Below are 23,954 nucleotides of genomic sequence, written 5' to 3' on the forward strand. Positions count from 1 at the left end.
TTAAACAGTGAGAAATGCTCTTTCACAAACACCCCAATCTCTCTCAAATCCTCCACCAAAAAGTTCGAACTTTGAAGGTTCGGGCTCACAAAAATTGTAAAAACATGTAATTTAAAAGATTACATGTTTTTTGTTTTTATACACGAGCGGATATTATTTTATAGCTTGTTAATATTCAATAATCTAAGAATTTTATTTTTCACTCTTAATTCCATTTAGATTATATATTAGTTTTAAGTCAAATTTATTTATTTTTAGTTTATCTGTCGGTATATTTCAAATATGGTAATAAAGATTTTTAAAATGACTTGAAAAATTCTATTATTGATTTGTCCTTATGTTGCCTTTGATTTCATCATCGAGAGTATTTCTTGAAATCTAGGATTATTAGTTAAATTCATAAATGAATCTTGTTTTTTATACCATTCAAAATCAATAAAGCCCTTTTCTACTGCTTTTTTAAAATAATCTAAGGCTTTATCTATATCTTGAATTATTGAATAATAAAGACTCCTATTCCTATACGTTCTCCAATCATCCGGAAATAACTTTTCGTGCTTACTAAAGGATGAATACGCTAATTTCATTTTTCCTTGCTTGACATATGTAAGGCCTATATTATTGTGATAATTGTTCTTATCCACAGAAGGAACCGCAACTGCAGCAGAAATTATATGCTCATGGGGAACAATAGATGTAGAAGCTGGACCGATTAATTCTTCTACAAAAAGAAAATGGGCGCAATTATTTAATGAATCAACAATTTCATACTTTGAAAACTCTATAACACTTGGTGTAGCAATACGCTGCATTAAAGAATAAAAACTACTGAAAACAGAGTGAGTCGTTCTAAATAGATTGACAGTTTATATAAATTAAATCAAACCAGCAAAGTTAACTTCGCTGGTTTTTTTTATGTGTAAAACTTAGTGTTTAACTAAAACTATAACGACTTCTATCATAACTTTAAAAATGCCGTACCATCTTCGAGTTGAGATGCTAATTCTTTCAAAGTAGTAGCGTCTAATATCGTTTTAAGATCTGCTCTCACTGCTTTAAACTTATCGTGAAGCGGGCAAGGTTTCAATGCACTACATTCAGACAAACCCAATCCACATCTGTTATAGACAGCGTCTCCATCGATAGCTTTTACAATAGCTGTGAGTTTTGTTTGATGCAAACCTTCTTCGGAAATCTCAAATCCTCCGTATGGACCTTTTACAGATTTTATAATTTTTGCTTTCACTAATTTTTGTAAAATCTTTGCTGTAAAAGCACTAGGGGAATCTATTGCGATGGCAATAGCTGTGTTGCCAACTCTTTCGTCTTTACTCGATTTCATGGCTATAAAAATAAGAGCCCTTATGCCATATTCACACGCTTTAGAAAACATAGTTTATGTATAAAATTAATACTGCAAATATATAAAAGATAAAAACGTCCTTTATATGATAAAAGTCATTTTTTCTCTTTTTTTTCTTACCTAAATTTGAAATGTTAAAATGAGTATTAACAAATAATACCTTTATATAATGACTAGAATAATCAAGTTAACTTTCCTCTTACTATTAGGAATATTAGTAAGCTGTGGAGGAAAAGAAGAGAAGAAAAAAGGGGAAATTCAAATAGGCAAAAACTCTAAAGTTGAGACTAAAAATGAAACGCCCGCATCCAAAAGAATAACGCTGGATAATAAAGGTGTTGGGAAAATTAAATCGCTCACGCTAGATGCTACTATCGACAATGCAATGGTAGAAAGAGGCGCAGCACTCTTTAAAACAAACTGTGCAGCATGTCACAAAATAGACAAACGTTTTATAGGACCTAACCCAACTGGGATACTAAAACGTAGAAGTCCCGAATGGATTATGAATATGATTCTAGATCCAAAATTAATGACCGAAGAAGATCAATGTGCAAAAGATTTATTGATTGAGTTTAATGGTGCTGCAATGGCAAACCAAAATATGACAGAAGCGCAAGCACGTGATATTCTAGAATACTTCAGAACACTTAAATAATAACCTTATGAAAACCATCCATGTATTAAAAGTAATTACTGTAGCCGTATTTCTTGTTGTTCTTTACAGTTGTAAAAACGAAGGGAAACAAGAAAATACTTCTATTCAAACTTCCCAAAAAGCTGTTTCCGATAGTCAAAAAGGGCAAGCCTTTATAGCAGATGATAGTTCTACGCCCAATGTATTGCAAATTGCTATAAAATCACCAGATCATACCACACTTGTAGCTGCAGTGCAAGCGGCAAGTTTAGAAAATGTATTGGTAAATGCAGGTCCTTTAATGGTATTTGCACCTACAAATGAAGCTTTTGCAGCCTTACCTGAAGGAACCGTGGAAGAATTACTAAAACCTGAAAACAAGCAAAAATTAGCTACTATTTTAAAGCATCACGTAACTGCGGGAAACTACGATAAAAACTTTTTAAAGAATTTTAAAAAACTAGGTCAAGCAGATGATACAAGCGTAAAAGTAGAAGTAAAAGGAGACGATGTATACGTTGGCGGTGCAAAAATACTAGCAAGTGTAAAAGCGGGTAATGGTATTGTGCATGTAGTAGACAAAGTGATTTTACCTGAATAAACGAATAATAACTAAACTTTAGAACAAATGATAAAATATAAATTTCAATTAGGATCACTCTTTATTGCCTTAATGCTTCTTACAAGCTGTGGTAATAACAATGGTCAAAAAGGATCGAGTGGTGCATTAAATTCCAGTGCGGCAGAAAAAGTATATGTGGCTCCTGGAGAACAAGACGAGTTTTATGCTTTCATGTCTGGTGGATATAGTGGTAACTTAACGGTTTATGGTTTACCTTCCGGTAGAATGTTCAAAGAAATACCAGTATTCTCTCAATTCCCAACTTCGGGTTATGGGTATTCTGAAGAAACAAAACCGATGTTACAAACCTCTCATGGTTTTGTCCCTTGGGATGATTCGCATCACCCAGATATTTCTCAAACAAACGGAGAACTAGATGGACGCTGGATTTTTATCAATGGAAACAATACGCCAAGAATTGCGAGAATAAGTTTGACCACTTTTGAAACGGAAGAAATCATTGAAGTGCCAAACAGTGCAGGTAATCACAGTTCCTCATTTGTAACAGAAAACACAGAGTATGTAGTAGCTGGAACCCGATTTTCGGTGCCAATTCCACAGCGTGACATGCCCATAAACGAGTACAAAGGAAACTTCAAAGGATCTTTATCATTCATCAGTGTTGATCCAGAACACGGTCACATGGATATAAAATTCCAGATCATAATGCCTGGTTTTAACTATGATCTTTCACATCCAGGACGTGGAAAATCACACGGTTGGTTCTTCTTTACAACGTATAATACAGAAGAGGCGAGTACATTACAAGAAGTAAACGCTTCTCAAAATGATAAAGACTTTATAGCTGCGATCAATTGGAAAAAAATTGAAGCATATGTTAACAATGGTGGCGGAACAAAAATGCCTGCTAACTATGCACACAACGTTTACGATGAAGGAACGCACACAGCAACGACAACAATGAAAAAAGAAGTGCTTACGGTAAATCCTTTAGATGTGCCTGGCGCAGTATACTTTTTGCCTACGCCTAAATCGCCTCACGGTTGTGATGTTGATCCATCAGGGCAATACATCATTGGTAATGGAAAGCTTTCTGCGGATTTAACAGTACATTCATTTGATAGAATGATAGAAGCGATAGAAGGCAAAAAATTTGACGGTGAAGCCTATGGGATTCCTATCTTAAAATTTGAAGACGTACTTGCAGGAACTGTAAAAAGTGGTGGTTTAGGACCGCTTCATACAGAATTTGATGGAAAAGGGAATGCGTATACGACGTTCTTTATCTCTTCGGAAGTTGTAAAATGGAAACTCGGAACTTGGGAAGTAATCGATAGAAAACCAACGTATTACTCTGTAGGACACTTGATGATTCCGGGAGGGAATTCCGCAAAACCATTTGGAAAATATGTAGTTGCCTTAAATAAAATTACAAAGGATAGATATTTGCCTACAGGTCCAGAAATGGAGCATTCAGCACAGATTTATGATATCTCTGGAGAAAAAATGGAACTTCTCTATGATTTCCCTACACACGGAGAACCACATTATGCAGCTGGATGTCCCGCAAGTTTACTAGCACCAAAATCTAAAAAGCTGTATCGATTAGATGAAAACAAACATCCGTATGCAGTCACAAGTCCAGATCAGGCAAAAGTAGTCAGAAACGGGAAAGAAGTACATGTTTACATGTCTACCATACGAAGTCACTTTACACCAGATAACATAGAAGGTGTAAAAGTAGGAGACAAAGTATATTTCCACATCACAAACCAAGAGCAAGATTTTGATGTTCCTCACGGTTTCGCAATGATAGGACAGAATACTTCTGAATTACTCATCATGCCAGGACAAACGAAAACTTCGGTTTGGGAACCTAAGCAAGTAGGGGTTTGGCCTTTCTATTGTACAGATTTTTGCTCGGCACTTCACCAAGAAATGCAGGGTTATGTTAGAGTTTCTCCCGCAAATTCTGATTTAGAATTAAGTTGGTCTCTAGGTGGAGATTAATGACTAAATATTTCAAAGCAGGCAGTTTAAAGACTGCCTGCTTATATCTCATATATTTTATAGGAATGCTTTTTATAAAAGCGTAATCTCAATAACTCTTACTAAGATGAAAAAAGCCAGTATTCTGATGATCCTTGGTGCCTTACTATTAATGGGCTTATTTCAATTTCCTTTATGGAATATCATGCTAGGCGCACCGCAATATCCAGAACCATTAGGAATGAATATCTATATTGATGGAATCCAAGGAATGAACGAATTTGATATTCAAAATATAGACGGACTGAATCATTATATAGGAATGAAAACAATTCCGAAAGCTATTGATATGTGGGAATTTGAAGTCTTCCCAATCGTTATTGCAAGTATGTCAATAATAGGTGTTATTATAGGACTCTTCGGCTATTTTGGGAAAGTAAGTCACCATTGGTTTCTAGGTTGGTTGCTAGTAATAACCATTCTAGGGGTTTTAGGGATGTATGATTTCAATGCTTGGATGATAGATTATGGAACAAACTTAGATCCGAATGCCATTATGAAACTCCAAAATCCTGATGGTACAGCTATGAGTTATAAACCGCCGTTGCTTGGACATCAAAAATTACTAAACTTTGATGCGTATTCATATCCGCGTTTGGGAGGTTATCTTATGGGAGCAGGAATGTTTCTCACGTTTATTGCCTATTTTCTTGGGAAAAAATCAAAAACAATCAACACATGAAAAATCTACATAACATCGCCGTTGGTATTTTAGTATTTCTACTGATGAGTGCTTGCAATACAAATCCTAAACCAATTGATTACGGAAATGACGGTTGCCACTTTTGTAAAATGACCATCGTTGATAAAATTCATGGATCTGAATTGATCACAGATAAAGGAAAAGTATTCAAGTTTGACGCTACCGAATGTATGCTAAATTATATGGCAGAAACCAAAGACCTTCAAATAGGAAACATACTTACAAATTATTATGAAGCGCCAACCGAATTAATAAAAACTCAGGAAGCAACTTTTTTGATCAGTGAAAATTTGCCAAGCCCTATGGGAGCCTATTTAACTGCATTTGAAAACACTGCGAATGCTGAAAAAGTTCAAGCTGAAAAAGGAGGGAAGCTATACAATTGGGAAGCATTAAAAGCACATTTACACAAAAAATAATATTGCTAGCACTATAATTTAATCATGGATTTACTCAAAAAATTGCTGTTTACACTAGTGCTCTTTTGCAGCTTTTCAATAACCGCACAAACTATTGAAGTCTGTAATGATTGCGATGTCAGTTCACTCAAAGAAGCCATCAAAGTTTCCACTATGTGTGATACGATTTTGGTCAAAAAAGGAACGTACAAAGAGTACAATATTGTAGTTGATAAACCATTGACAATTATAGGTGAAAATTTTCCCGTAATAGACGGTGAAGACAAAGGAGAAATTATACGGATCGTTTCAGACTATGTAACTATTGATGGATTGTTTATCATAAACGTAGGAACCAGTTATACCAGTGATCACGCAGCAATACGTGTGGTAAGAAGTAAACATTTTGTGATACAGAATGTTGTATTAGAAAACTTGTTTTTTGGTATTTACATAGAAAAATCCAGTCATGGAAAAATCTATCACAACAAAGTAATTGGTGATGCGCAAGACGAATACAATTCAGGGAATGGCATTCAATTGTGGCATTCAAAACACATCCTTGTAGAACGAAACATTGTCCAGAAAGTACGTGATGGGATTTACTTAGAATTTTCAGATGATATTACCATCAATGAAAATACAAGCACAAACAACTTGCGATATGGATTGCATTTTATGTTTTCTAATGATGATTTGTACACCAATAATGTTTTTGAAAATAACGGCGCTGGTGTTGCTGTCATGTTTTCAAAGCGAATTAAAATGCTCCATAATACGTTCAAGAAAAACTGGGGAACGGCAGCTTTTGGACTACTCTTAAAAGAAATAAATGATGCCGAAATTAAACACAATGTATTTGAAGAAAACACGGTCGCCATTAATATTGAAGGATCAAATAGAGTTGTGTATTCCGATAATGATTTTATTAGTAACGGATACGCTATCAAAGTGCTAGGTGCCTGTTATGCCAACACTTTTGAGAAAAACAATTTTCTGTACAATTCCTTTGATGTTTCATATTATAATAAAATAAATGACAATGTTTTTCAACATAATTATTGGAGTGGTTACACAGGTTATGATTTGGATGAAGATGGTGTTGGTGATGTTCCGTACAGACCTGTAAAACTATTTTCGTATATCGTGAACAAAACACCTGAAACCATCATATTAATGCGAAGTTTATTCATCGATATTATTGATTTTTCAGAGAAAGTTTCTCCTGTATTTACACCAGATAATTTATTGGATATGACTCCACAAATAAAGCGATACCAATGATTCAAATTGAACAATTACACAAACGATTTGGCAAAAATCAAGTCCTAAAAGGAATCGATTTGAATATCACCCAAAAAGGAATTTTCGCCATTTTAGGACCGAACGGTTCTGGCAAAACGACCTTAATCAAAGCGATATTGGGAATGGTGGTGCCAAACAAAGGCAAACTTTTAGTCGATAGTATTTCCATAAAGAAAAACTGGAAATACAGAGATCAGATAGATTATTTACCTCAAATAGCAAATTTTCCACCAAACCTTACGGTGAAAGAGCTAATTGTCATGATCAAAGATTTACGAAACCGTCCGGGAGAAGATAAAAAATTGATTGAATTATTCATGCTAGAACCTTTTCTAACAAAAAAATTAAGTAACCTTTCCGGCGGGACAAAACAAAAAGTAAACATTGTGCTTTCATTGATGTTTGATAGTCCAATAATCATTTTAGACGAACCTACAACAGGTTTAGATCCGATCGCATTAATACGTTTAAAAGAACTCATTAAAGAAGAAAAAGCCAAAGGAAAAATCATCTTAATTACATCTCACATTATGAGTTTTGTTGAAGAAATGGCAGACGAAATTGTTTTCTTACTGGAAGGAAAAGTCTACTTCAAAGGAAACATAGACGCACTGAAAACACAAACGAAAGAAGCTAATTTTGAACGCGCAATTGCTAACCTTTTAACCTACGACAATGCTTAAAATATTAAAATATAGTTTTTATGATTTAATTCGAAGTAGGTGGAGTTATGTATACTTGCTATTTTATTTATTACTAGGTTCTGTGTTGCTTTTTTTAAACAATGACCTGTCAAAAGCAGTGATTACCTTAATGAATGTAATCATCATTTTAGTACCACTGATAGGAACCATTTTTGGAGTGATGTATTATTATAATTCTAAAGAATTTACAGAATTATTATTGGCGCAACCAATTAAGCGATCTTCTATATTCATTGGACAGTATTTAGGTGTTGCATTATCACTCACAATGAGTCTGATATTGGGATTAGGAATTCCTTTTGTGTTGTACGGATTGTTTCAATCTAATGAAATTTGGGACTTTATATTATTGCTAGTCACAGGAACATTTTTGACCTTAATATTTACAGCACTTGCGTTTAATATTGCGTTGTATAATGAAAATAAAATTAAAGGATTTAGCTATGCAATATTAGTCTGGCTTTTTATGGCGGTTATTTATGATGGTTTATTTTTAATGTCGCTAATTGCTTTTCAATCGTATCCGTTAGATGCTTTTTCCATTGGTGCAACATTAGTGAATCCAATTGATTTATCTCGTATTTTAATTCTATTAAAGTTAGATATTTCAGCGTTATTAGGCTATACAGGAGCCGTTTTTCAGAAGTTTTTCGGGACTAATTTCGGGCTGTTTATTTCTATAGGAACCTTGTCATTATGGGTATTATTACCAGTATTGAATATTTACAGAAAATGTAGAAAAAAAGATTTTTAAGAAAAAAGTGGTTGTCTAAAAAGTATAATTTTCGTCAAACTGAACTTGATTCAGTTTCACATAATCTTTGAAAATTAATACGTTGAGATTCTGAATTAAATTCAGAATGACGCTTTTCAAGACTTTTTAGACAACCACTTCTGTATTTTTAGCTTATATAACTATTAATTTACGATCAATTTTAGATTGGTAATTTTTCCATCTGAAAGCATTGCTTTGATAAAATAAATTCCTGTATTTAAATGACTAACATCATACGTAATTTCTGTTTTTGAATCTGTATTGAAGTATGTGCCAAGTCTTTTTCCGGATAGATCCGATACTTCAAATTGTTCAATTCTAGAATTAGTGATCGATTTTATATTCACAAATCCATTTGCCGGATTTGGATATGCACGGACTAATTTTAGTTTGCATTGTTTTTAGTGTACTAGTCCTTAATGACTTTTTTAGTGAATTTTAATGAGTTTGATGTTTCAAATGTAATGATATAAACTCCTTTTTCTAATGAAGATAAATCAATTTGATTATTGCTGAAATTACTACTGTTGTATATATTATTTCCAAGCATATCATACACACTAATTGTCTTCATTAAATATTCCTGAGCACCTTTCCATGATAATTTATTCGAAAATGGAACAGGAAATACTTTAAAGTTTTGAGATGCATCGTTCCCAAATTCTTCTACCGAAAGTATGGATGTATTGATATAGTAAGCAAGCATTCTACTAAAATAAAAACTCGTAACAATATCTAATTTATTATCGTTATTTAAATCGACTAAAGTAATATCTCTGTCAAGGCTACCAGCATTTCCAGTTGCGTCTATTAATACTTTGTTTCCAAAACTTGTTCCATCATTTAGGTAGTAAAAAATGGTCTCATTGTTTCCATAAGCACTTGGCGCATGGTATACACAAACGATGTCTTTGTAACCGTTGTTGTCAAGATCGACAAAGTCAATTTCGGAAGCTCCGACAGTAGTGTCTATATCTGTTCTTGTAGCGGCAAAGGTTCCTGCGTTGTTTTTAATCCAAAAAATCACTTTATTTCCTGATTTGAACCCTCCAGAAATAATATCTAAATATCCATCATTGTCTACATCACCTAAAACGATTCCGTTTGTGGTTGAAGAAGATATGATCGGTTCAAAGGAAAATACACCTGTACCATCATTTCTTAATAACTGTATTCTGGAATAATTGAAAGAACTAATAACAATGTCATAATCACCATCATTATCAATATCACCTGAGGTGATTTTATTAGGTTGCATTCCATACGTGTTATCAATAATAATTGTAACATTTCCATACGTATCATCTCCATTGTTTTTTATCCAGCCAACTTTGTAATTATTACCTTCTCTTATGGTGAGGATAATATCCTTAATACCATCTCCATCAACATCTTTGACTTCAAGATCTCGTAATAGATAGGAATATGGAATTACAACAGTACTGAAAGTTTCATCTCCTTGATTGTTGAAAATTTCTATTCCAGTTGCTCTTAGTCCAACAATGTCATTGAAACCATCTGAATTCATGTCGGCAATTTCAACATCCTCAAATCTATTATCGTTATCTATGGTTGAGATTGTTTTGTAAGAACTAAATTTTTCATTTCCATAATTTTCTATCCAAAGTATAGCGTCACTAGCAATAATCATATCTTGATTTCCATCATTGTTAAGATCGCTCGCTTTTACATCATTTAGTACGTTATAGAAATAATTTATAATTGTTTCGTCGTATGAATTTCCAGAAACTTGACTTTCAAATAAAGAAACTTTGTAAATAAAATCTGTTTCACCGTATGGTGCGTAGGAAGTGGAAATAATGTCTTGATTTCCATCATTATTGATATCTTCAATTGAAAACGATCTTGGATTGGCAATATTAGCTACCAGAAGTTGTTTGCTGCCAAAATCGTTTGTGTTGGCTGGGACTTCACCTAAGTTTTTATACCAACTAATGTTGTCATTTGTCCAAAACGAAACTACAATATCTTTTTTTCCATCATTGTCAATATCTTTAATTTGTATTTCACGAGCGTCTTCTGCAGCTGCATCAATAGTAACAGGATTAGAAGAATCGAAAGAGGTTCCATTTTGATTTAAGGTAAATCGAAGTTCATCAGTACTATAGTCTCGAACTGTGATTGCATCTAGAAAACCATCTTCATTAACATCTAAAAAAGCTATTGAATTTCCGCTATTAGAACTTCCTGCAATATATTGTCTGCTTCCAAAGGTATTGCTCCCCATATTTTTAGACCAATAAACAGTTCCGTTACTGTGGGCTGATATAACATCTAGTACGCCATCATTATCTAAATCGTGTGTTTTAATTGTTTTTACATCATAACTAGAACTGTATACAACCACGGGAGTATTAAATGTTGCATTGCCTAAATTCTCTATAAATATCAATTCATTGTCATAACCACCTGTAAAAATATCAATATCTCCATCGCCATCAATATCTACAGGTGCTACATCCAAAGGACCATTGATTCCTCCTGCGAGTAAGATTTCAGATGAAAACAAACCGTTTCCTAAATTTCTGAACCAAACAATTCTATCCTCAGAAGCACTACTTACAATGATATCTTCAAAGCCATCATTGTTTACATCGGCATGTTTTAAACTGGTTGGAATATCAATTTGGTTTGAGATTACCTTTCGTTCATGGTATCTGTAATCTCCATTTACGTTTTCATACCAAATGATGGAATCATCGTAATAAGAAGCGACAACTAAGTCTTTGTCAGTATCATTGTCTAAGTCCACCATAATTAAATCGGTCGCATCATTAGATACATGCGATTCATCTAAAAGAAAGATTTCGTTATCAAAGTTAATTTGTGCGTTGATTGTGATACAAAAAAGGAATGCTACAATGGTAATTTTATTTTTCATGTGGTTTTAATGTTTGTTAAGTAATTTTTTCTTACAATAATCGGCGTGTTGTATAGGTGTAGTGGTAACTTAAAAAGTTACAAAAATAATCGAAAATTTGTTTAGGTATTGTGAATGGTTTTTTTAAAAACTCAGATTTGCACTTTACTTTTTCATAATCTTATGTGTATACGTACCTTTTTCAGTTTCTATAGAAAGAAAGTATAATCCGATTGAAAAGTCATCCATCGCTATTTCCCTAGCGGTTTGCGAATTAGGAAGTTTTATTTCTTTCAATAATCTCCCATTAAGATCATGTATGGATAGCTTTTTTATAGTGTCTTTTCCACGTATGTGTACGATGTTTTCAGTAGGATTTGGATAGATTGAGAATGCATTCGCCGTAAATTCATTTACTGATAACGTTTCTACAATTTCTGTGGACACTGTATTTGTTGTAATTGGCGGATTGAAATCAAAGAAAATATCTGCCGTATTATACATAATATCGCCAATAGCGACTGTACTTTTTGGTTTAATTTTATACGTAATAAAACCATGTGAGTTTGGTTCATCAGAAGTGCTGTCGGGTAAATTTATACCATCAAATATAAACTTCACCATATTACCATTCGTGATTTCTACGCTTCCAGCATGACTTAGTGTTTCCAACTGCATGCTTGTCCAATCTAAATTAGCGTCTAATACATTTTCAACATTTACATTGATTGCAGAAGCGGTTCCTGTGTTTTGAAAACGAATGATATAATGTAAATACTTATCAGCGTCTTCTAATAAAATTCGATCGCCTTCTAAAACTTGAATGTCATTTGGATCATACGAACCTATAACTGTTTGATTTAATGTAAATACATTATCTCCTGGTGTATTGTCTCCAGAAATAGGATTTATAGTTGCTGTGGCACTTAAAATTTCTCCAATATTTGTTGTTGGTGGTGGAAATACATTAAAATCTAGATCAATCGTTCTAGTTTCAAACTGATTTAAACCTGTAAAGTTAAACGTTAGTGTATTTGCAGTTTGCGAGTTTACCGTTTCGGAAGCATTCAAGAATTGTAGTTTCGTATTGTCATATTGAAAAGTGACATTTCCGCTTAATAACGTTGTACCGACATTATTGTAGACAATTTGATATACAGTATCAAATCCTGGGCGTGGCTCGTCTTGCGAAGGATACACGCTAATATTTAGCTCATTAACAGAACCAGTTGGTTCAACACAGAAATTAACTGTATCTACATTTCCAACTCCTGTAAAATTTGATGTTTGTGAAATAGGAGTCGCCGTGTAATAATTTGGTAATCCTGAAATAATCGAAGTCGTATAAGCACCATCACCTGTAAATAGTTGATAAATACCATTCTGATTGCTAAAAGTCGATACAGATTGAGAACCATTATTGGTTACAATCATCAAATTTTGTAGCGGCGGATTGTTTCCTGAACAACCTGTACTATTCACATCTAAACTAACTAAACCATTTATTGTATTAGATGAAGTTCCTAAATTCTCGTGCCAAACTACTTTACTATCTAATCGGGATGCCGCTAAAATATCTATATCGCCGTCATTATCAACATCGGCAGCATATACACTACTCGCACCATTTGCATTTGTGACAATTATTTGTTGTACGCCAAAACCTCCTTGACCATTTGTGTTTTCATACCAAGCTATTTTATCATCAGTACTCGATGCACTAATTACATCGTTATCTCCATCATTATCCATATCGATGGCATAAACGGAGGTTGCAAAATCTGCATCTGTCGTAATAATTTGTTGTGCGCCAAATGTCCCTTGTCCATCGGTGTTTTCATACCAAGCTATTTTATCATCAGCTCTAGAGGCTGAAAGCACATCGATATCTCCATCACCATCTAAATCTATAGCATATACCGAACTCGCACTATCTGCATTTGTTGAAATTACTTGCTGTGTACCAAAATTTCCTTGTCCATCCGTGTTTTCATACCACGCTATCTTATCATCGCCTGAGGAAGCTGAAAGTATGTCCATATCGCCATCGCCATCAATATCTTCGGCATATACCGCCTGCGCAAAATCTGCATTGTATGTAATCGTTTGGCGTGCACCAAAATTTCCTTGTCCGTCTGTGTTTTCGAACCACACCACACTACTAATCGTAGAATATGTTGACACTATATCCATATCGCCATCGCCATCTAAATCGGCGGCATATACTGATTCTGCATTGCTCGCTCCTGTAGTAATTATTTGTTGCGGACCAAATGTCCCTTGTCCGTCTGTGTTTTCATACCAAGCTATTTTATTATCGTCGTAGGAAGCAGAAAGCACGTCTATATCTCCATCGCCATCCAAATCTATTGCAAATACAGATTCGGCATCATCTATATCAGTGGTTATTATTTTTTGCGGTCCATACGATCCTTGTCCATCTGTATTTTCAAACCATGCAATGTTTCCAAAACTACCACCAGAACCGGAGATTGCATCTAAATCACCATCGCCATCAATATCTGCGGCATACACAGATTTGTTCCAACCTGGATTACTAATAACAATATGATCTTGTCCAAAATTCCCTTGACTATCCGTGTTTTCATACCACGCTATTTTATCCTCCTGAGAGGCAGCGTAAAGTACATCTATATCACCATCATTATCCATATCTGCAGCATGAATTGAGCGTGCACCATCAGCGTTTGTAATAAGTTGTTCTGCTCCAAAAGTACCTTGGCTATCTGTATTCTCATACCAAGCTACTTTATCATCATTTGCAGATGCTGAAATAACATCCATATCTCCATCGCCATCCAAATCTTCGGCATATACGGAAACTGCAACGTCGGCATTTGTTGAAATTATTTGTTGCGCACCAAAAGCACCTTGTCCATCGGTGTTTTCATACCAAGCTATTTTACTGTCATATAGAGAAGCTGTCAATACATCCATGTCTCCATCGTTATCTAAATCACTAGCATATACTGATACTGGATTATTAACGGCGGTTGATATTACAACTTCGGTTCCCATGGCACCTAGTCCATTCGTGTTTTCGTGCCAAGCTATTTTATTATCATAAGATGATGCTGACAGTACATCCATATCACCATCATTATCGATATCTACTCCATAAATAGATTGTAAAACACTGGCGTCAGTTGCTATGGATTGTGGTGCGCCGAAACTTCCTTGTCCATCTGTATTTTCATACCAAAAGATTCCAAAATTTGAACCGTTTGGAGAGAGAATATCCAAATCGCCATCGCCATCAATATCTATTACAGCTAATGAAGAGACTGCATTTGTATTGCCAGCAACTATTTGTTGTGCACCAAAAGTACCTTGTCCATCTGTATTTTCATACCAAGCTATTTTTTGATCAAAGTCTGAAGTTGACAATACATCCATATCTCCATCTCCGTCTAAATCTCCGGCATAAACAGATGTGGCACCATTGGCACTTGTTGTAATAATTTTTTGTAACCCAAATTCACCTTGCCCATCTACATTTTCATACCAAGCTATTTTGTCATCATTTACAGATGAAGAAATAATATCCAGATCGCCATCGCCATCTATATCCACGGCATAAATCGAATTTGCGCCATTGGCAGAAAAAGTTAGATCTACAATAGTGTTTCCTTGAAATTGAATTTGAGCAAACCCAAAAGTTGTACTCAGTAGTGTAAGTAAAAAAAGTAATGTATTCTTCATAGTTTTTAAAAAAAAATGTAGCCTCAAGATTAATTTAAAGAGCGGTTCATTTAAATTTTATGGGCGGATAAAAATAATAAATTGTTACTTTATATAAGTGAATTATGATGCGGAATCCGATGATTATTTTTAACTCTTCATGGAAACATGCTAATCCCTTACTCAAATAATGATGTGAAAGTAATGCAAAGGGAAGTGATGTAATAAGAATACACACCTTAATTCCGTGAATTGTCATAAATTTAGACCGAATTAAGCATGAATTCTTTCTATTTCATTTTAGTTATGTTCGATGTTAAAGAACATTGAAAATTATACTACATTCAAGAAACCCACAGGAATGTCACCTGAAACCTTTCAGTAAAAACACCCATTTGAGTCCCAATTCTTTTAGTTTCAAAAATACAGGACATTCAAAGTCATAGTTAGCAATATGTTTGTATCGTTATTAATTTTTAAATAATGATACTCATGAAAAAGAATATTCTCTTATCAATGCTCTTACTTGTCTTTGCTATAAATGCACAAGGAGCAATTAGATATGTAACTCCATCTGGAGCTGGAACTTTAGATGGTACAAGTTGGGCAAATGCTTTTCCGGGCACTTCACTGCAATTAGCCATTGATGCATCAAGTGTTAATGATGAGGTTTGGGTTGCCGCAGGAACTTATTACACAACAACAACAACAAACCGAACGATTTCATTTAGTATGCGGAATGGTGTAACGATTTACGGAAGTTTTATCGGCACAGAAACACTTCTATCAGAAAGAGTATTAACGAACGGTTTAACGAGCATCTTAAGTGGCGAAATTGGAGTTGCTGGAATAGCAGATAATAGTTACAAAGTTGTCTACAATCAAGAGTTAGACAATACTGCCATTATAGATGGTTTTATCATAGAAGGTGGAAATGACAATAGAACTCCGACAAATACTGGAAATGGATTAGGTGGAGGAATGTACAATCATGGATATAATTCTGGTGGATACTGTCATCCGATTGTTCGAAATTGTGTATTCAGGCAAAATACGGCTTCATGGGGCGCAGGAGCTTTCAATAATGGATACGGTGGCGGCAATACACTGCCTACGTATATTAATTGTGTATTTTCTCAAAATCATGCCTTAATTGAAGCTGGCGGAATGGACAGTTATGGCGTTGGTGGAACCGCAAGTCCAACAGTAATCAATTCTATTTTTTATGAAAACACGTCTGCTACAAATGTTGGCGCAATGTATGCTTGGGGCGGCGGTGGCGGAAATTGTCATCCTGTGTTAATCAATTGTGCATTTGTAAACAACAGTGCTTTAAATGGTTATGGTGGCGCTTTTATAGCAGATAATTTAGATCCAGGCGGTGGCGGAACATCATCTGGTGCATGCACGGTTACGCTGCAAAATTGTATTGTTTGGAATAATACAGCCACAGGAGCGAGTCCGCAATTTTATGTCAGAGGTACTGGCGCACAAGTTGTAGCAACATATTCAGACATAGATCTTACAGGGCAAAGTGCTCCACATGTAATTTCTGGAGCGGGAACAGGAAATATTGATACAGATCCTTTGTTTTTAAACAGTGCATCGGGTGCTGGCGTAGATGGAAATTGGATGACTGCTGATGATGGTTTGCAATTGCAAAACACTTCACTATGTATTGATGTTGGTGACAATACAGGAGTCGCTCTGACAGATCTGCTTTCTAACAATAGAATATTCAATACTACGGTAGATATGGGCGCTTATGAATTTGATTCATCAACTTTAGGTATAGAAAACAATCAGCCTACATTAGATGTAATGCTGTATCCCAATCCAACAAGTGACATTGCCAACCTCACTTTTAATATTTCAGAAACGGACATCATTACGTTGTTGCTTTTTGACATTAATGGACGACTTATAAAAACCATCGCTAAAGGACAAAAAACAACAGGAACATTCAGTGCACAAATTGATGTATCGCAACAACCATCGGGAGTTTATTTTATTACACTTCATACAACAAAGGGAAAATATGTTCATAAAATCATCCGAAAATAATGGTTGATCAGTCACTAGCAACACTTTTTTAAAGGATCGTTTAACATCCGAAAAGTGTTGCTAGTGTCATTAACTCATCTTTGCAGTTTCCTTCAAATTTTACATGTTATAAGTTTCTAATGTTTTTTTATCTGCGAAAAAATAAATCGTTTCGCTACCACTTTTCAATTTTTTATACACATCAAAACCTACGTGTTTATAAAAACGGATTAAGCGAATATCTGAAGTTTCAAAAATAATAGGCAGCTTAGTGGTGTTTGATAATTTAAAAAGCATTTGGTTGATTTCATTTAATCCATCCAATTTACCATACCCTTCTTCTTGTGCAATGAACCAAACATAGATGTAGTTGTCTAGTTTTAGTTGATGTTTCTTGATTTCTTTTTCATTATTTAAGATGCTTTTTATATTAGCAACAGGAACTCCTTTGAGTACTTTAAAATACCTGCAATAATCACTAAAAGTCTTTTTTAGTTTTTTATTTTCATAAAATAATACAATCGTTTTCTTGTTCTTAGAAACATACACGCCATTGGCTCTTAAAGCTACATGGAAACAGTACGAAACTAAGTTGAAAACGTTCTTTTTAAAACTTTTCTTCTCTTTGTTAAATACTAAAGACATCCGCGGGTTTTCAATAAACCGATTACTTATTAACTTCTTGTAATGTAATAGTTCAGCTTTCGAAAATTGTAGTTTATTGTTTTCCATGATTTTTCAATAAATTATAATGTGATATATAGGCATGTAAAGCACTGCTTTCATGATTGTATTCTAGTCCATATTTCTTTGCCAATCGCTTTATAATCGGAGTCATTTTAGGATAATGAACGTGAGAAACGTTTGGAAAAAGATGATGCACTACATGATGATTAAAACCTCCTAAGAGCCAAGTTGTCAAGTAACTATTTGTAGCAAAATCGGTTGTGGTAATCACTTGATGATGTGACCAAGAATAGGGCATTTTGCCATCGCTATCGGGCGTTATAAACACTGAATTTTCTGAAACATGAGAAGGTACTAGCACCAATGTTAAAAAGTAACTTGCTGAAATATGCATCAATAGATTACCAAACACTACTTGAGTGATGGATAACGACGTATAAAAAAACGGGACGAGTATAAAAATAGAAATGTACAGTAACTTAAAAGTGATGAGCTTTAGATATTCTTTTTTAGGAATATTCTTTAGGAGAGAATTTTTTGAGAAAAAATCTGTAAAATCTCGAATGTAAATCCAGTTTATCGTGTATACTGAATATAAAAATGGCACATATAGGTGTTGAAATTTGTGATAAAATTTGTGTGTTGCTTTGGGTAAAATTTTGACGATTTCTGTTTGTGTCAAATCCGGATCTTTTCCTAAGGTATTTGGAAAGGTATGATGTCCAAATTGATGTCTTTTTTTCCAAACAAACGAATTGGCTCCGATTAAATCCATTTGCATTGTAAAATAGGAGTTGATCCATTTCTTGGAATGCGCCACACCATGAATGGCATCATGAGAAATATTCAGCGCCAAAATAATACCTAAAGGACCTAGCATAACAAATGGTAAATACACACGATAACTATTCTGAAAATAAAAAATCAGTAGATATGAAAAGACACATACGACTTTTAATAGTACATATTTAAGTAGAAGAGCGTTGCTGCCATATTTATCAATCTGATTCGTTTCAAAATACGCTTGCACCTCTTTGCAAGCATCTTTATAAAAGAAATCGGGTTCTTTTGGGAATGTTATTTTTGCTTTCATCGCATATACTTTTTAAATACAGTATCAAACGATTTTAGCGTGCGATCCACATCTTCTTTGGTGTGTAAACTCGTTGGCGTTAAACGAAAAATAACAACGCCTTTTGGAACAACTGGATGAATAATTACAGAGCAATACACTCCATGATTGTGCACTAATTCTTTCTGAAGACTAAATACGTCGTCTAGTTTTATATTGAAATAAACAGGCGTGATATAACTGTTAACACTACTAGAAAGAAGTTTTCGCTTTTTTAAACCATCTTGAAGCAAAGCTGTTATTTCAAATAATTTTTTTCTATTGTCATGTGCTTTTATAACAATTTTCAAGCGTTCGTTTAAACCATACACGATTGGCATTGGCAATGATTTTGAAAATAGTTGCGAACGTAAATTGTATTTAAAATAATTTATAACTTCTTTTTTACCAGCGATAATTGCTCCAAAAGAAGCCATAGATTTCGTGAACGTGGTAAAATATAAATCAACTTTATTTTCTAGTCCGTGTGCGCAAACAGTTCCGTTACCTTGTCCCATATCGCCAAATCCGTGTGCATCATCGACCAAAAGTCTGAAATCATACTTCGCCTTTAAATCACAAATCTCTTTGAGTTTCCCTTGTGCACCAGACATACTAAAAACACCTTCGGTAATCACCAGAATGCCTCCTTTTGTTTTTTGTGTAATTTCTTCGGCAGCTTTTAATTGCTGTTCTAGGTTTTGAATATTATTATGCTTGAAAATTAATTTTTTACCTCGATGCAATCGGATGCCATCAATGATACATGCGTGACACTGCTCATCAGAAATCACCACATCATTTGGTGACAATAATGCGTCTACAACAGACAACATGCCTTGATACCCAAAATTAAGCAGCAATGCTTTTTCCATCTGTATAAAATCAGCAATATTGTTTTCAAATTCATCATGCAAAAAAGTATCGCCAGTCATCATTCTTGATCCCATTGGGTAGGTCATTCCCCATTTTTTCTGAGCATGCGCATCTATTTCATCAATCTCTTTTGAGCTTGCTAATCCTAAATAATTATTATAACTCCAACAAACTAGTTTCTTATCCTTAAAGAAAATATGATTAGAAATTTCTCCTTCGAATTTGGGAAATGCAAAATTGCCTTCAATGATGTTTTGAAGTTCTCCTATGGGTCCATTATTCTGTTGTATTCTTTCAAAAATATCCATTCCACTATTATTTAAAAAAAATTAATAATAGTATAAATGTATACGGACATGCTGTAGGCAATGTCTAGAATAATCACTCAATTAAAAAATAGGACAAATTAAAAACCTGCAATTGTTTAATTTTGATGCTATCTTTAAACAGGATTAAGAATTATTTTTTATAAGAAAAAAGCGCAACAAATTTTGTGACGCTTTATAGTTTTTGATGACGTTTGGTCAATGTTTATCGTAGTTTTTTCTATGCTTACTTACCGATGACTATTTTTTATAAATCCTTTAAGATCTTGTAAACTACCGTTAAAAACATCAAAGTCATCTGTTGTGCCATCAGTTTTATAATGATCTGATTTTTGCCACATTTTCCATCCTTTTTCTTTCCAAGTATCTGGTAAATCGGGCGTTTCTTTTCCATCATAATTCGCTATCCATAATGGATATTTTGCAAAAGAAGCATCATTCAAGTATTTGTTTCCTACAGGAATGTCTGTATATATAATAGGTGTACGTTTTAACTTTTTTTCAATCTCATTGATGAAAATCTTTAAATTTGATTGGACGTCAGGTACTGATTGAGAAGCGTCAATACCAGCTTCCTCAAAATCAATTATAGGCGGAAGATCTGTTGGGTCAATAGTAGCGATAGCATTCAAAAAATTTGCAGCTTGAGATATGGGATCATCTTCACTTCTGTAAAAATGATATGCACCTCTTACGAATGATTTTTCTTTGATTGTTTTCCAATTATATGAAAATTTTGGATCGGTATACGTCACACCTTCTGTTGCTTTACAAATGATAAAGTCTAAACTATCTTTTTGTTTCGAAAGCGTATTCATCTCATTGCCCTGAAACATAGAAATATCAATCCCGTATACAAATGATGGCATTTTCTTTTTCTCTACTTTAGTTGGAACCGCTTCATTTTCAACAGCCTCTGCTTCTTTTTGTACTTCTTCTTTTTTTGTTTTCTCGCAACCAAGAAGACATAAGACTAAAACAATATACAGCACTACGTGGTTTTTCATAATTTAGTTTGTTAGTGATCTAAGCTAGACGTTTCTTACTTAAAAACAAAATATTCACAAATCTATTCCTTGAAATAATATATTGATTCAACGGTATTTTATTTCATCACCTTTGATTTATAAACCAAAGGTTATGTTCCTTGTATGTATGGCTATTGCAGGTTACTTTCATACTATTATTAACTTTAAAATTTTAGATATGTTAGAAAAAATGAAATTTCAATTAATTCAAAATCCAGGCAGCATCTTTGGTGGAGCAGATACTTCGGATGATTTTATCATTACTGATGATTTAGACGGAGCAATTTCAGATTCCGATGATGAAGATTTCGTTATTGTAGACGATTTAGATGGTGCTTAATTTTAAAAAATGATTTATTATGATAGAAAAACTTAGAAAATATGAAATTCAACATGCGTATTCCGTATGTGGAAAAGGCGTTATAGTAACGATGGATGATAATGAAACAGATGTTGATTAAATAACAAGCGAACTTCGGTTCGCTTTTTTTAGATTTGTGAGATGATTGCTATTTCTGAGTTTCCTATTCAATAATTAACTTCATACTCTTTATTCCAGTTGCAGTTGAAACTTTCGCGATATACATACCACTGGCATAACTAGCCACATCAATGGTGACTTCAAGACTGTTTGGTTGAAGTACTATAACCTGATTTCCTAGAATATCAAACAGCGCAATTCTTTCAATAGTTTTATTCTCAGCCCGTATTGTTAAACGATCTTTTGCTGGGTTTGGATAGCTATATATATCATCCATATTCAATACTTGATCATTGCCTGTACTCAATATACTTGTGGTTTGTATAATATCATCAAATAGGAATGTTGCATTGGCAGAAGCATCATTTGGAGTGGCATAACCCAACATAAAAGTTAATACGTTGTACACTGGCGGATCTCCTGCAAAATCCCAATGATACGTTGCCCAACCACCTGAAACGGTAGTATTGACGTTTCGTTCGTTTGCAAAACCAGCATCCGTACTTTCTACTTTAAACTTCAACAAGGTGCCTACTGGTGCGTCTGTATATACTTTCATTGAGATTGAACTCAGTGTTGTATAATCCATAAATTGTGTCAATACCAGCTTGCTTTGTGCCCAAGGCGCTCCGCCACTTCTAATAAACTGAGCTACGGTAGCACTAGGATTGTCTGAATCCATTTGTGGGTTTGGTATAATCGTAGTTAAACCTCCACTGAAATTTGTAAAGTCGGATGTGACGACGCTTGCTTCAAAATCAATCGGCAAACTAGTTGGCACTTGAGCAGGTATAGCAGGACCTGCAATTTGTTGTACATCATCAAAAAGAAAGGTAGACGTGGCAGTACCATCTCCTACATTTCCAAAATCAAACAAAAATAGGATTCTATCATAATCATTAGCTTGACCGTCAAAATTCCAACTCGCGGTTTCCCACGCTCCAGATACGGTCGTTAAGTAATCTAAATTGGTTGAACCGTTAGCACCTTCTAGCTCTAATTTAATTCGTGTTCCAACTGGTGCTGTTGTATATATTTTCATAGAAATATGCCATTGGGTAGACAAATCTATAGTATTGGTAAGGAATATTTTGCTTGCTGCCCAAAACTCACCACCATCTCGTACAATTTGACCAACTGTATTACTCATATTGATGCCATTCATTTGTGGGTTTGGAATAACGCTTGCGGTAGCTCCTGAATAATTCAGGAAATCACTACTCACAACGCCTGTTTCAAAATCAATTGGTAACGAAGTCGGTATCGGTGCTGGTGGTCCTGTTACTTGTGCTACATCGTCAAAATAAAAAGTAGAGTTCGCTGTGCCATCACCTACATTGCCAAAATCAAACATAAATACAATCTCGTTAAGATTATTTGGTGTGCCAGCAAAGATCCATTCCAACGTTTCCCATGTACCTGAAACAGTTGTCAGCGCATCTACTTCTACAGAAGGAGCAGCTCCTTCCAACTTAAACTTAACGACAGTTCCCACAGGTGCAGTAGTGTATACTTTCATTGAAATTTTTGTCATGACAGAAAAATCAAGATTGGCAGACAAGAGAATTTTACTTCCAGCATATACAGCGCCACCATCTCTTACAATACGCGCAACGGAATTACTAGTGTTGATTCCTGACATCTGTGGATTAGTCGTTACGATTGCCGTTCCTCCGTCAAAATCAACAAAGTCAGCGGTAGTAACATCGGCTTCAAAATCAATAGGTAAGCTTTGAGAAAATCCATAAGAGAACACAAACAGACTTAAAAATAGGGTAATTTTTTTCATTTCAAGATGCAATAATGATTCATAATAAATACTAGAGGAGTAGTAATATTTATGCTGTTTACCCAAATGGGAGCTACTGAAAATAGAACCTTTAATCCGCTCTCAGAAATAGCTACTATCAATTGCTAATTTAGTAAGAATCCGTATTGTATGAATAACAAAGTTTTAAAAAAAGACTGGATTTATGCTTTTCGCAATTTTTTTTGTGTTTTGATGGTTTCATTAGAAAATTAGCAAAAAAAATGATGTTGGATTGCATTTACACTAATGCAAGTAGCTTCCATCAACTGTTGGATTGTGCTTACAGCTTTGAAGTAGCTTCCATCAACTGTTGGATTGTGTGTACAGCTGTGCAGTAGTTTCCATCAACTGTTGGATTGTGTGTGCAGTTGTGCAAGTAGTTTTTAACAGTTGTTGGATTGTATTTACAGCTGTGCAGTAGTTTCCATCAACTGTTGGATTGTGAGTGCAGTTGTGCAAGTAATTTTCAACAACTGCTGGATTGCATTTACA

The 23,954-nt window shown here is 34.4% G+C and carries 19 protein-coding genes and 1 pseudogene; 10 read left to right on the forward strand and 10 right to left on the reverse strand.

Annotated elements, in window-relative coordinates; translation table 11 throughout:
* Positions 1-335: 335 nt before the first annotated feature.
* Together H2O64_RS01575 and H2O64_RS01580 are read right to left on the reverse strand one after the other, a co-directional pair.
* Positions 336-812 carry a tetratricopeptide repeat protein gene (locus tag H2O64_RS01575; protein ID WP_187560377.1) on the reverse strand — a complete coding sequence of 159 codons (477 nt, stop codon included), beginning with the start codon at positions 810-812 and terminating at the stop codon, positions 336-338.
* A 146-nt stretch (positions 813-958) separates the two neighbouring features.
* Complete coding sequence (locus H2O64_RS01580) at positions 959-1,393, reverse strand: RrF2 family transcriptional regulator (RefSeq protein ID WP_187560378.1); 435 nt, start codon at positions 1,391-1,393, stop codon at positions 959-961.
* A 139-nt stretch (positions 1,394-1,532) separates the two neighbouring features.
* Between H2O64_RS01580 and H2O64_RS01585 the strand changes: the two genes are divergently transcribed.
* The 8 genes from H2O64_RS01585 to H2O64_RS01620 all read left to right on the forward strand — a co-directional run bounded on the left by H2O64_RS01585 (position 1,533) and on the right by H2O64_RS01620 (position 8,496).
* The gene (locus tag H2O64_RS01585) at positions 1,533-2,021 is read left to right on the forward strand and encodes a c-type cytochrome (protein WP_187560379.1); all 489 of its coding nucleotides are present in this window, start codon (positions 1,533-1,535) and stop codon (positions 2,019-2,021) included.
* Positions 2,022-2,028: 7 nt separating this feature from the next.
* On the forward strand, positions 2,029-2,601 hold the full coding sequence (locus H2O64_RS01590) for a fasciclin domain-containing protein (protein ID WP_187560380.1): 573 nt from the start codon (positions 2,029-2,031) through the stop codon (positions 2,599-2,601).
* A 27-nt stretch (positions 2,602-2,628) separates the two neighbouring features.
* Positions 2,629-4,593, forward strand: coding sequence for a Sec-dependent nitrous-oxide reductase (gene nosZ, locus H2O64_RS01595; RefSeq protein ID WP_187560381.1), 1,965 nt, complete (start codon positions 2,629-2,631; stop codon positions 4,591-4,593).
* A gap of 106 nt (positions 4,594-4,699) precedes the next feature.
* Positions 4,700-5,314 (forward strand): hypothetical protein, encoded by a 615-nt coding sequence (locus H2O64_RS01600; protein WP_187560382.1) that lies wholly within the window; start codon positions 4,700-4,702, stop codon positions 5,312-5,314.
* The gene (locus H2O64_RS01605) at positions 5,311-5,754 is read left to right on the forward strand and encodes a nitrous oxide reductase accessory protein NosL (RefSeq protein ID WP_187560383.1); all 444 of its coding nucleotides are present in this window, start codon (positions 5,311-5,313) and stop codon (positions 5,752-5,754) included. The genes H2O64_RS01600 and H2O64_RS01605 overlap by 4 nt, the downstream gene beginning before the upstream one ends.
* Positions 5,755-5,778: 24 nt before the next feature.
* The gene (locus tag H2O64_RS01610; protein ID WP_187560384.1) at positions 5,779-7,017 is read left to right on the forward strand and encodes a nitrous oxide reductase family maturation protein NosD; all 1,239 of its coding nucleotides are present in this window, start codon (positions 5,779-5,781) and stop codon (positions 7,015-7,017) included.
* Positions 7,014-7,721 (forward strand): ABC transporter ATP-binding protein, encoded by a 708-nt coding sequence (locus H2O64_RS01615; protein ID WP_187560385.1) that lies wholly within the window; start codon positions 7,014-7,016, stop codon positions 7,719-7,721. Before H2O64_RS01610 ends, H2O64_RS01615 begins: the two co-directional genes overlap by 4 nt.
* Positions 7,714-8,496, forward strand: coding sequence for a cation-translocating P-type ATPase (locus tag H2O64_RS01620; protein WP_187560386.1), 783 nt, complete (start codon positions 7,714-7,716; stop codon positions 8,494-8,496). The genes H2O64_RS01615 and H2O64_RS01620 overlap by 8 nt, the downstream gene beginning before the upstream one ends.
* 164 nt (positions 8,497-8,660) lie before the next feature.
* On the opposite strand, the pseudogene H2O64_RS01625 reads toward H2O64_RS01620, so the two are convergent.
* The 3 genes and pseudogenes from H2O64_RS01625 to H2O64_RS01635 all read right to left on the reverse strand — a co-directional run.
* Positions 8,661-8,879, reverse strand: a pseudogene (locus H2O64_RS01625) (T9SS type A sorting domain-containing protein); the annotation flags it as partial.
* A 47-nt stretch (positions 8,880-8,926) separates the two neighbouring features.
* Positions 8,927-11,419 (reverse strand): T9SS type A sorting domain-containing protein, encoded by a 2,493-nt coding sequence (locus H2O64_RS01630; protein ID WP_187560388.1) that lies wholly within the window; start codon positions 11,417-11,419, stop codon positions 8,927-8,929.
* A gap of 144 nt (positions 11,420-11,563) precedes the next feature.
* A complete protein-coding gene (locus H2O64_RS01635) occupies positions 11,564-15,121 on the reverse strand; it encodes a T9SS type A sorting domain-containing protein (RefSeq protein WP_187560389.1) in 3,558 nt (1,185 codons plus the stop codon).
* A gap of 471 nt (positions 15,122-15,592) precedes the next feature.
* On the opposite strand from H2O64_RS01635, the gene H2O64_RS01640 reads away from it, so the two are divergent.
* A complete protein-coding gene (locus H2O64_RS01640) occupies positions 15,593-17,164 on the forward strand; it encodes a T9SS type A sorting domain-containing protein (protein WP_187560390.1) in 1,572 nt (523 codons plus the stop codon).
* Between the two features lie 99 nt (positions 17,165-17,263).
* Here H2O64_RS01640 and H2O64_RS01645 read toward each other — a convergent pair whose 3' ends face one another.
* From H2O64_RS01645 to H2O64_RS01660, 4 genes are all read right to left on the reverse strand, one after another.
* Complete coding sequence (locus H2O64_RS01645; RefSeq protein ID WP_187560391.1) at positions 17,264-17,875, reverse strand: hypothetical protein; 612 nt, start codon at positions 17,873-17,875, stop codon at positions 17,264-17,266.
* Positions 17,862-18,923: a fatty acid desaturase family protein gene (locus H2O64_RS01650; protein ID WP_187560392.1), complete on the reverse strand. Its 1,062-nt coding sequence runs from the start codon at positions 18,921-18,923 to the stop codon at positions 17,862-17,864. The genes H2O64_RS01645 and H2O64_RS01650 overlap by 14 nt, the downstream gene beginning before the upstream one ends.
* Complete coding sequence (locus H2O64_RS01655; RefSeq protein ID WP_187560393.1) at positions 18,920-20,125, reverse strand: aminotransferase class I/II-fold pyridoxal phosphate-dependent enzyme; 1,206 nt, start codon at positions 20,123-20,125, stop codon at positions 18,920-18,922. Before H2O64_RS01655 ends, H2O64_RS01650 begins: the two co-directional genes overlap by 4 nt.
* Positions 20,126-20,373: 248 nt before the next feature.
* Positions 20,374-21,150: a GH25 family lysozyme gene (locus tag H2O64_RS01660; RefSeq protein WP_187560394.1), complete on the reverse strand. Its 777-nt coding sequence runs from the start codon at positions 21,148-21,150 to the stop codon at positions 20,374-20,376.
* A gap of 211 nt (positions 21,151-21,361) precedes the next feature.
* On the opposite strand from H2O64_RS01660, the gene H2O64_RS01665 reads away from it, so the two are divergent.
* Complete coding sequence (locus H2O64_RS01665; protein WP_187560395.1) at positions 21,362-21,511, forward strand: hypothetical protein; 150 nt, start codon at positions 21,362-21,364, stop codon at positions 21,509-21,511.
* A 184-nt stretch (positions 21,512-21,695) separates the two neighbouring features.
* Here the strand turns inward: H2O64_RS01665 and H2O64_RS01670 are convergent, their stop codons facing one another.
* Positions 21,696-23,441 carry a T9SS type A sorting domain-containing protein gene (locus H2O64_RS01670; RefSeq protein WP_187560396.1) on the reverse strand — a complete coding sequence of 582 codons (1,746 nt, stop codon included), beginning with the start codon at positions 23,439-23,441 and terminating at the stop codon, positions 21,696-21,698.
* Positions 23,442-23,954 lie beyond the last annotated feature (513 nt).

Origin of the sequence: Kordia aestuariivivens, assembly GCF_014397005.1 — a bacterium.
GTDB lineage: Bacteria > Bacteroidota > Bacteroidia > Flavobacteriales > Flavobacteriaceae > Kordia > Kordia aestuariivivens.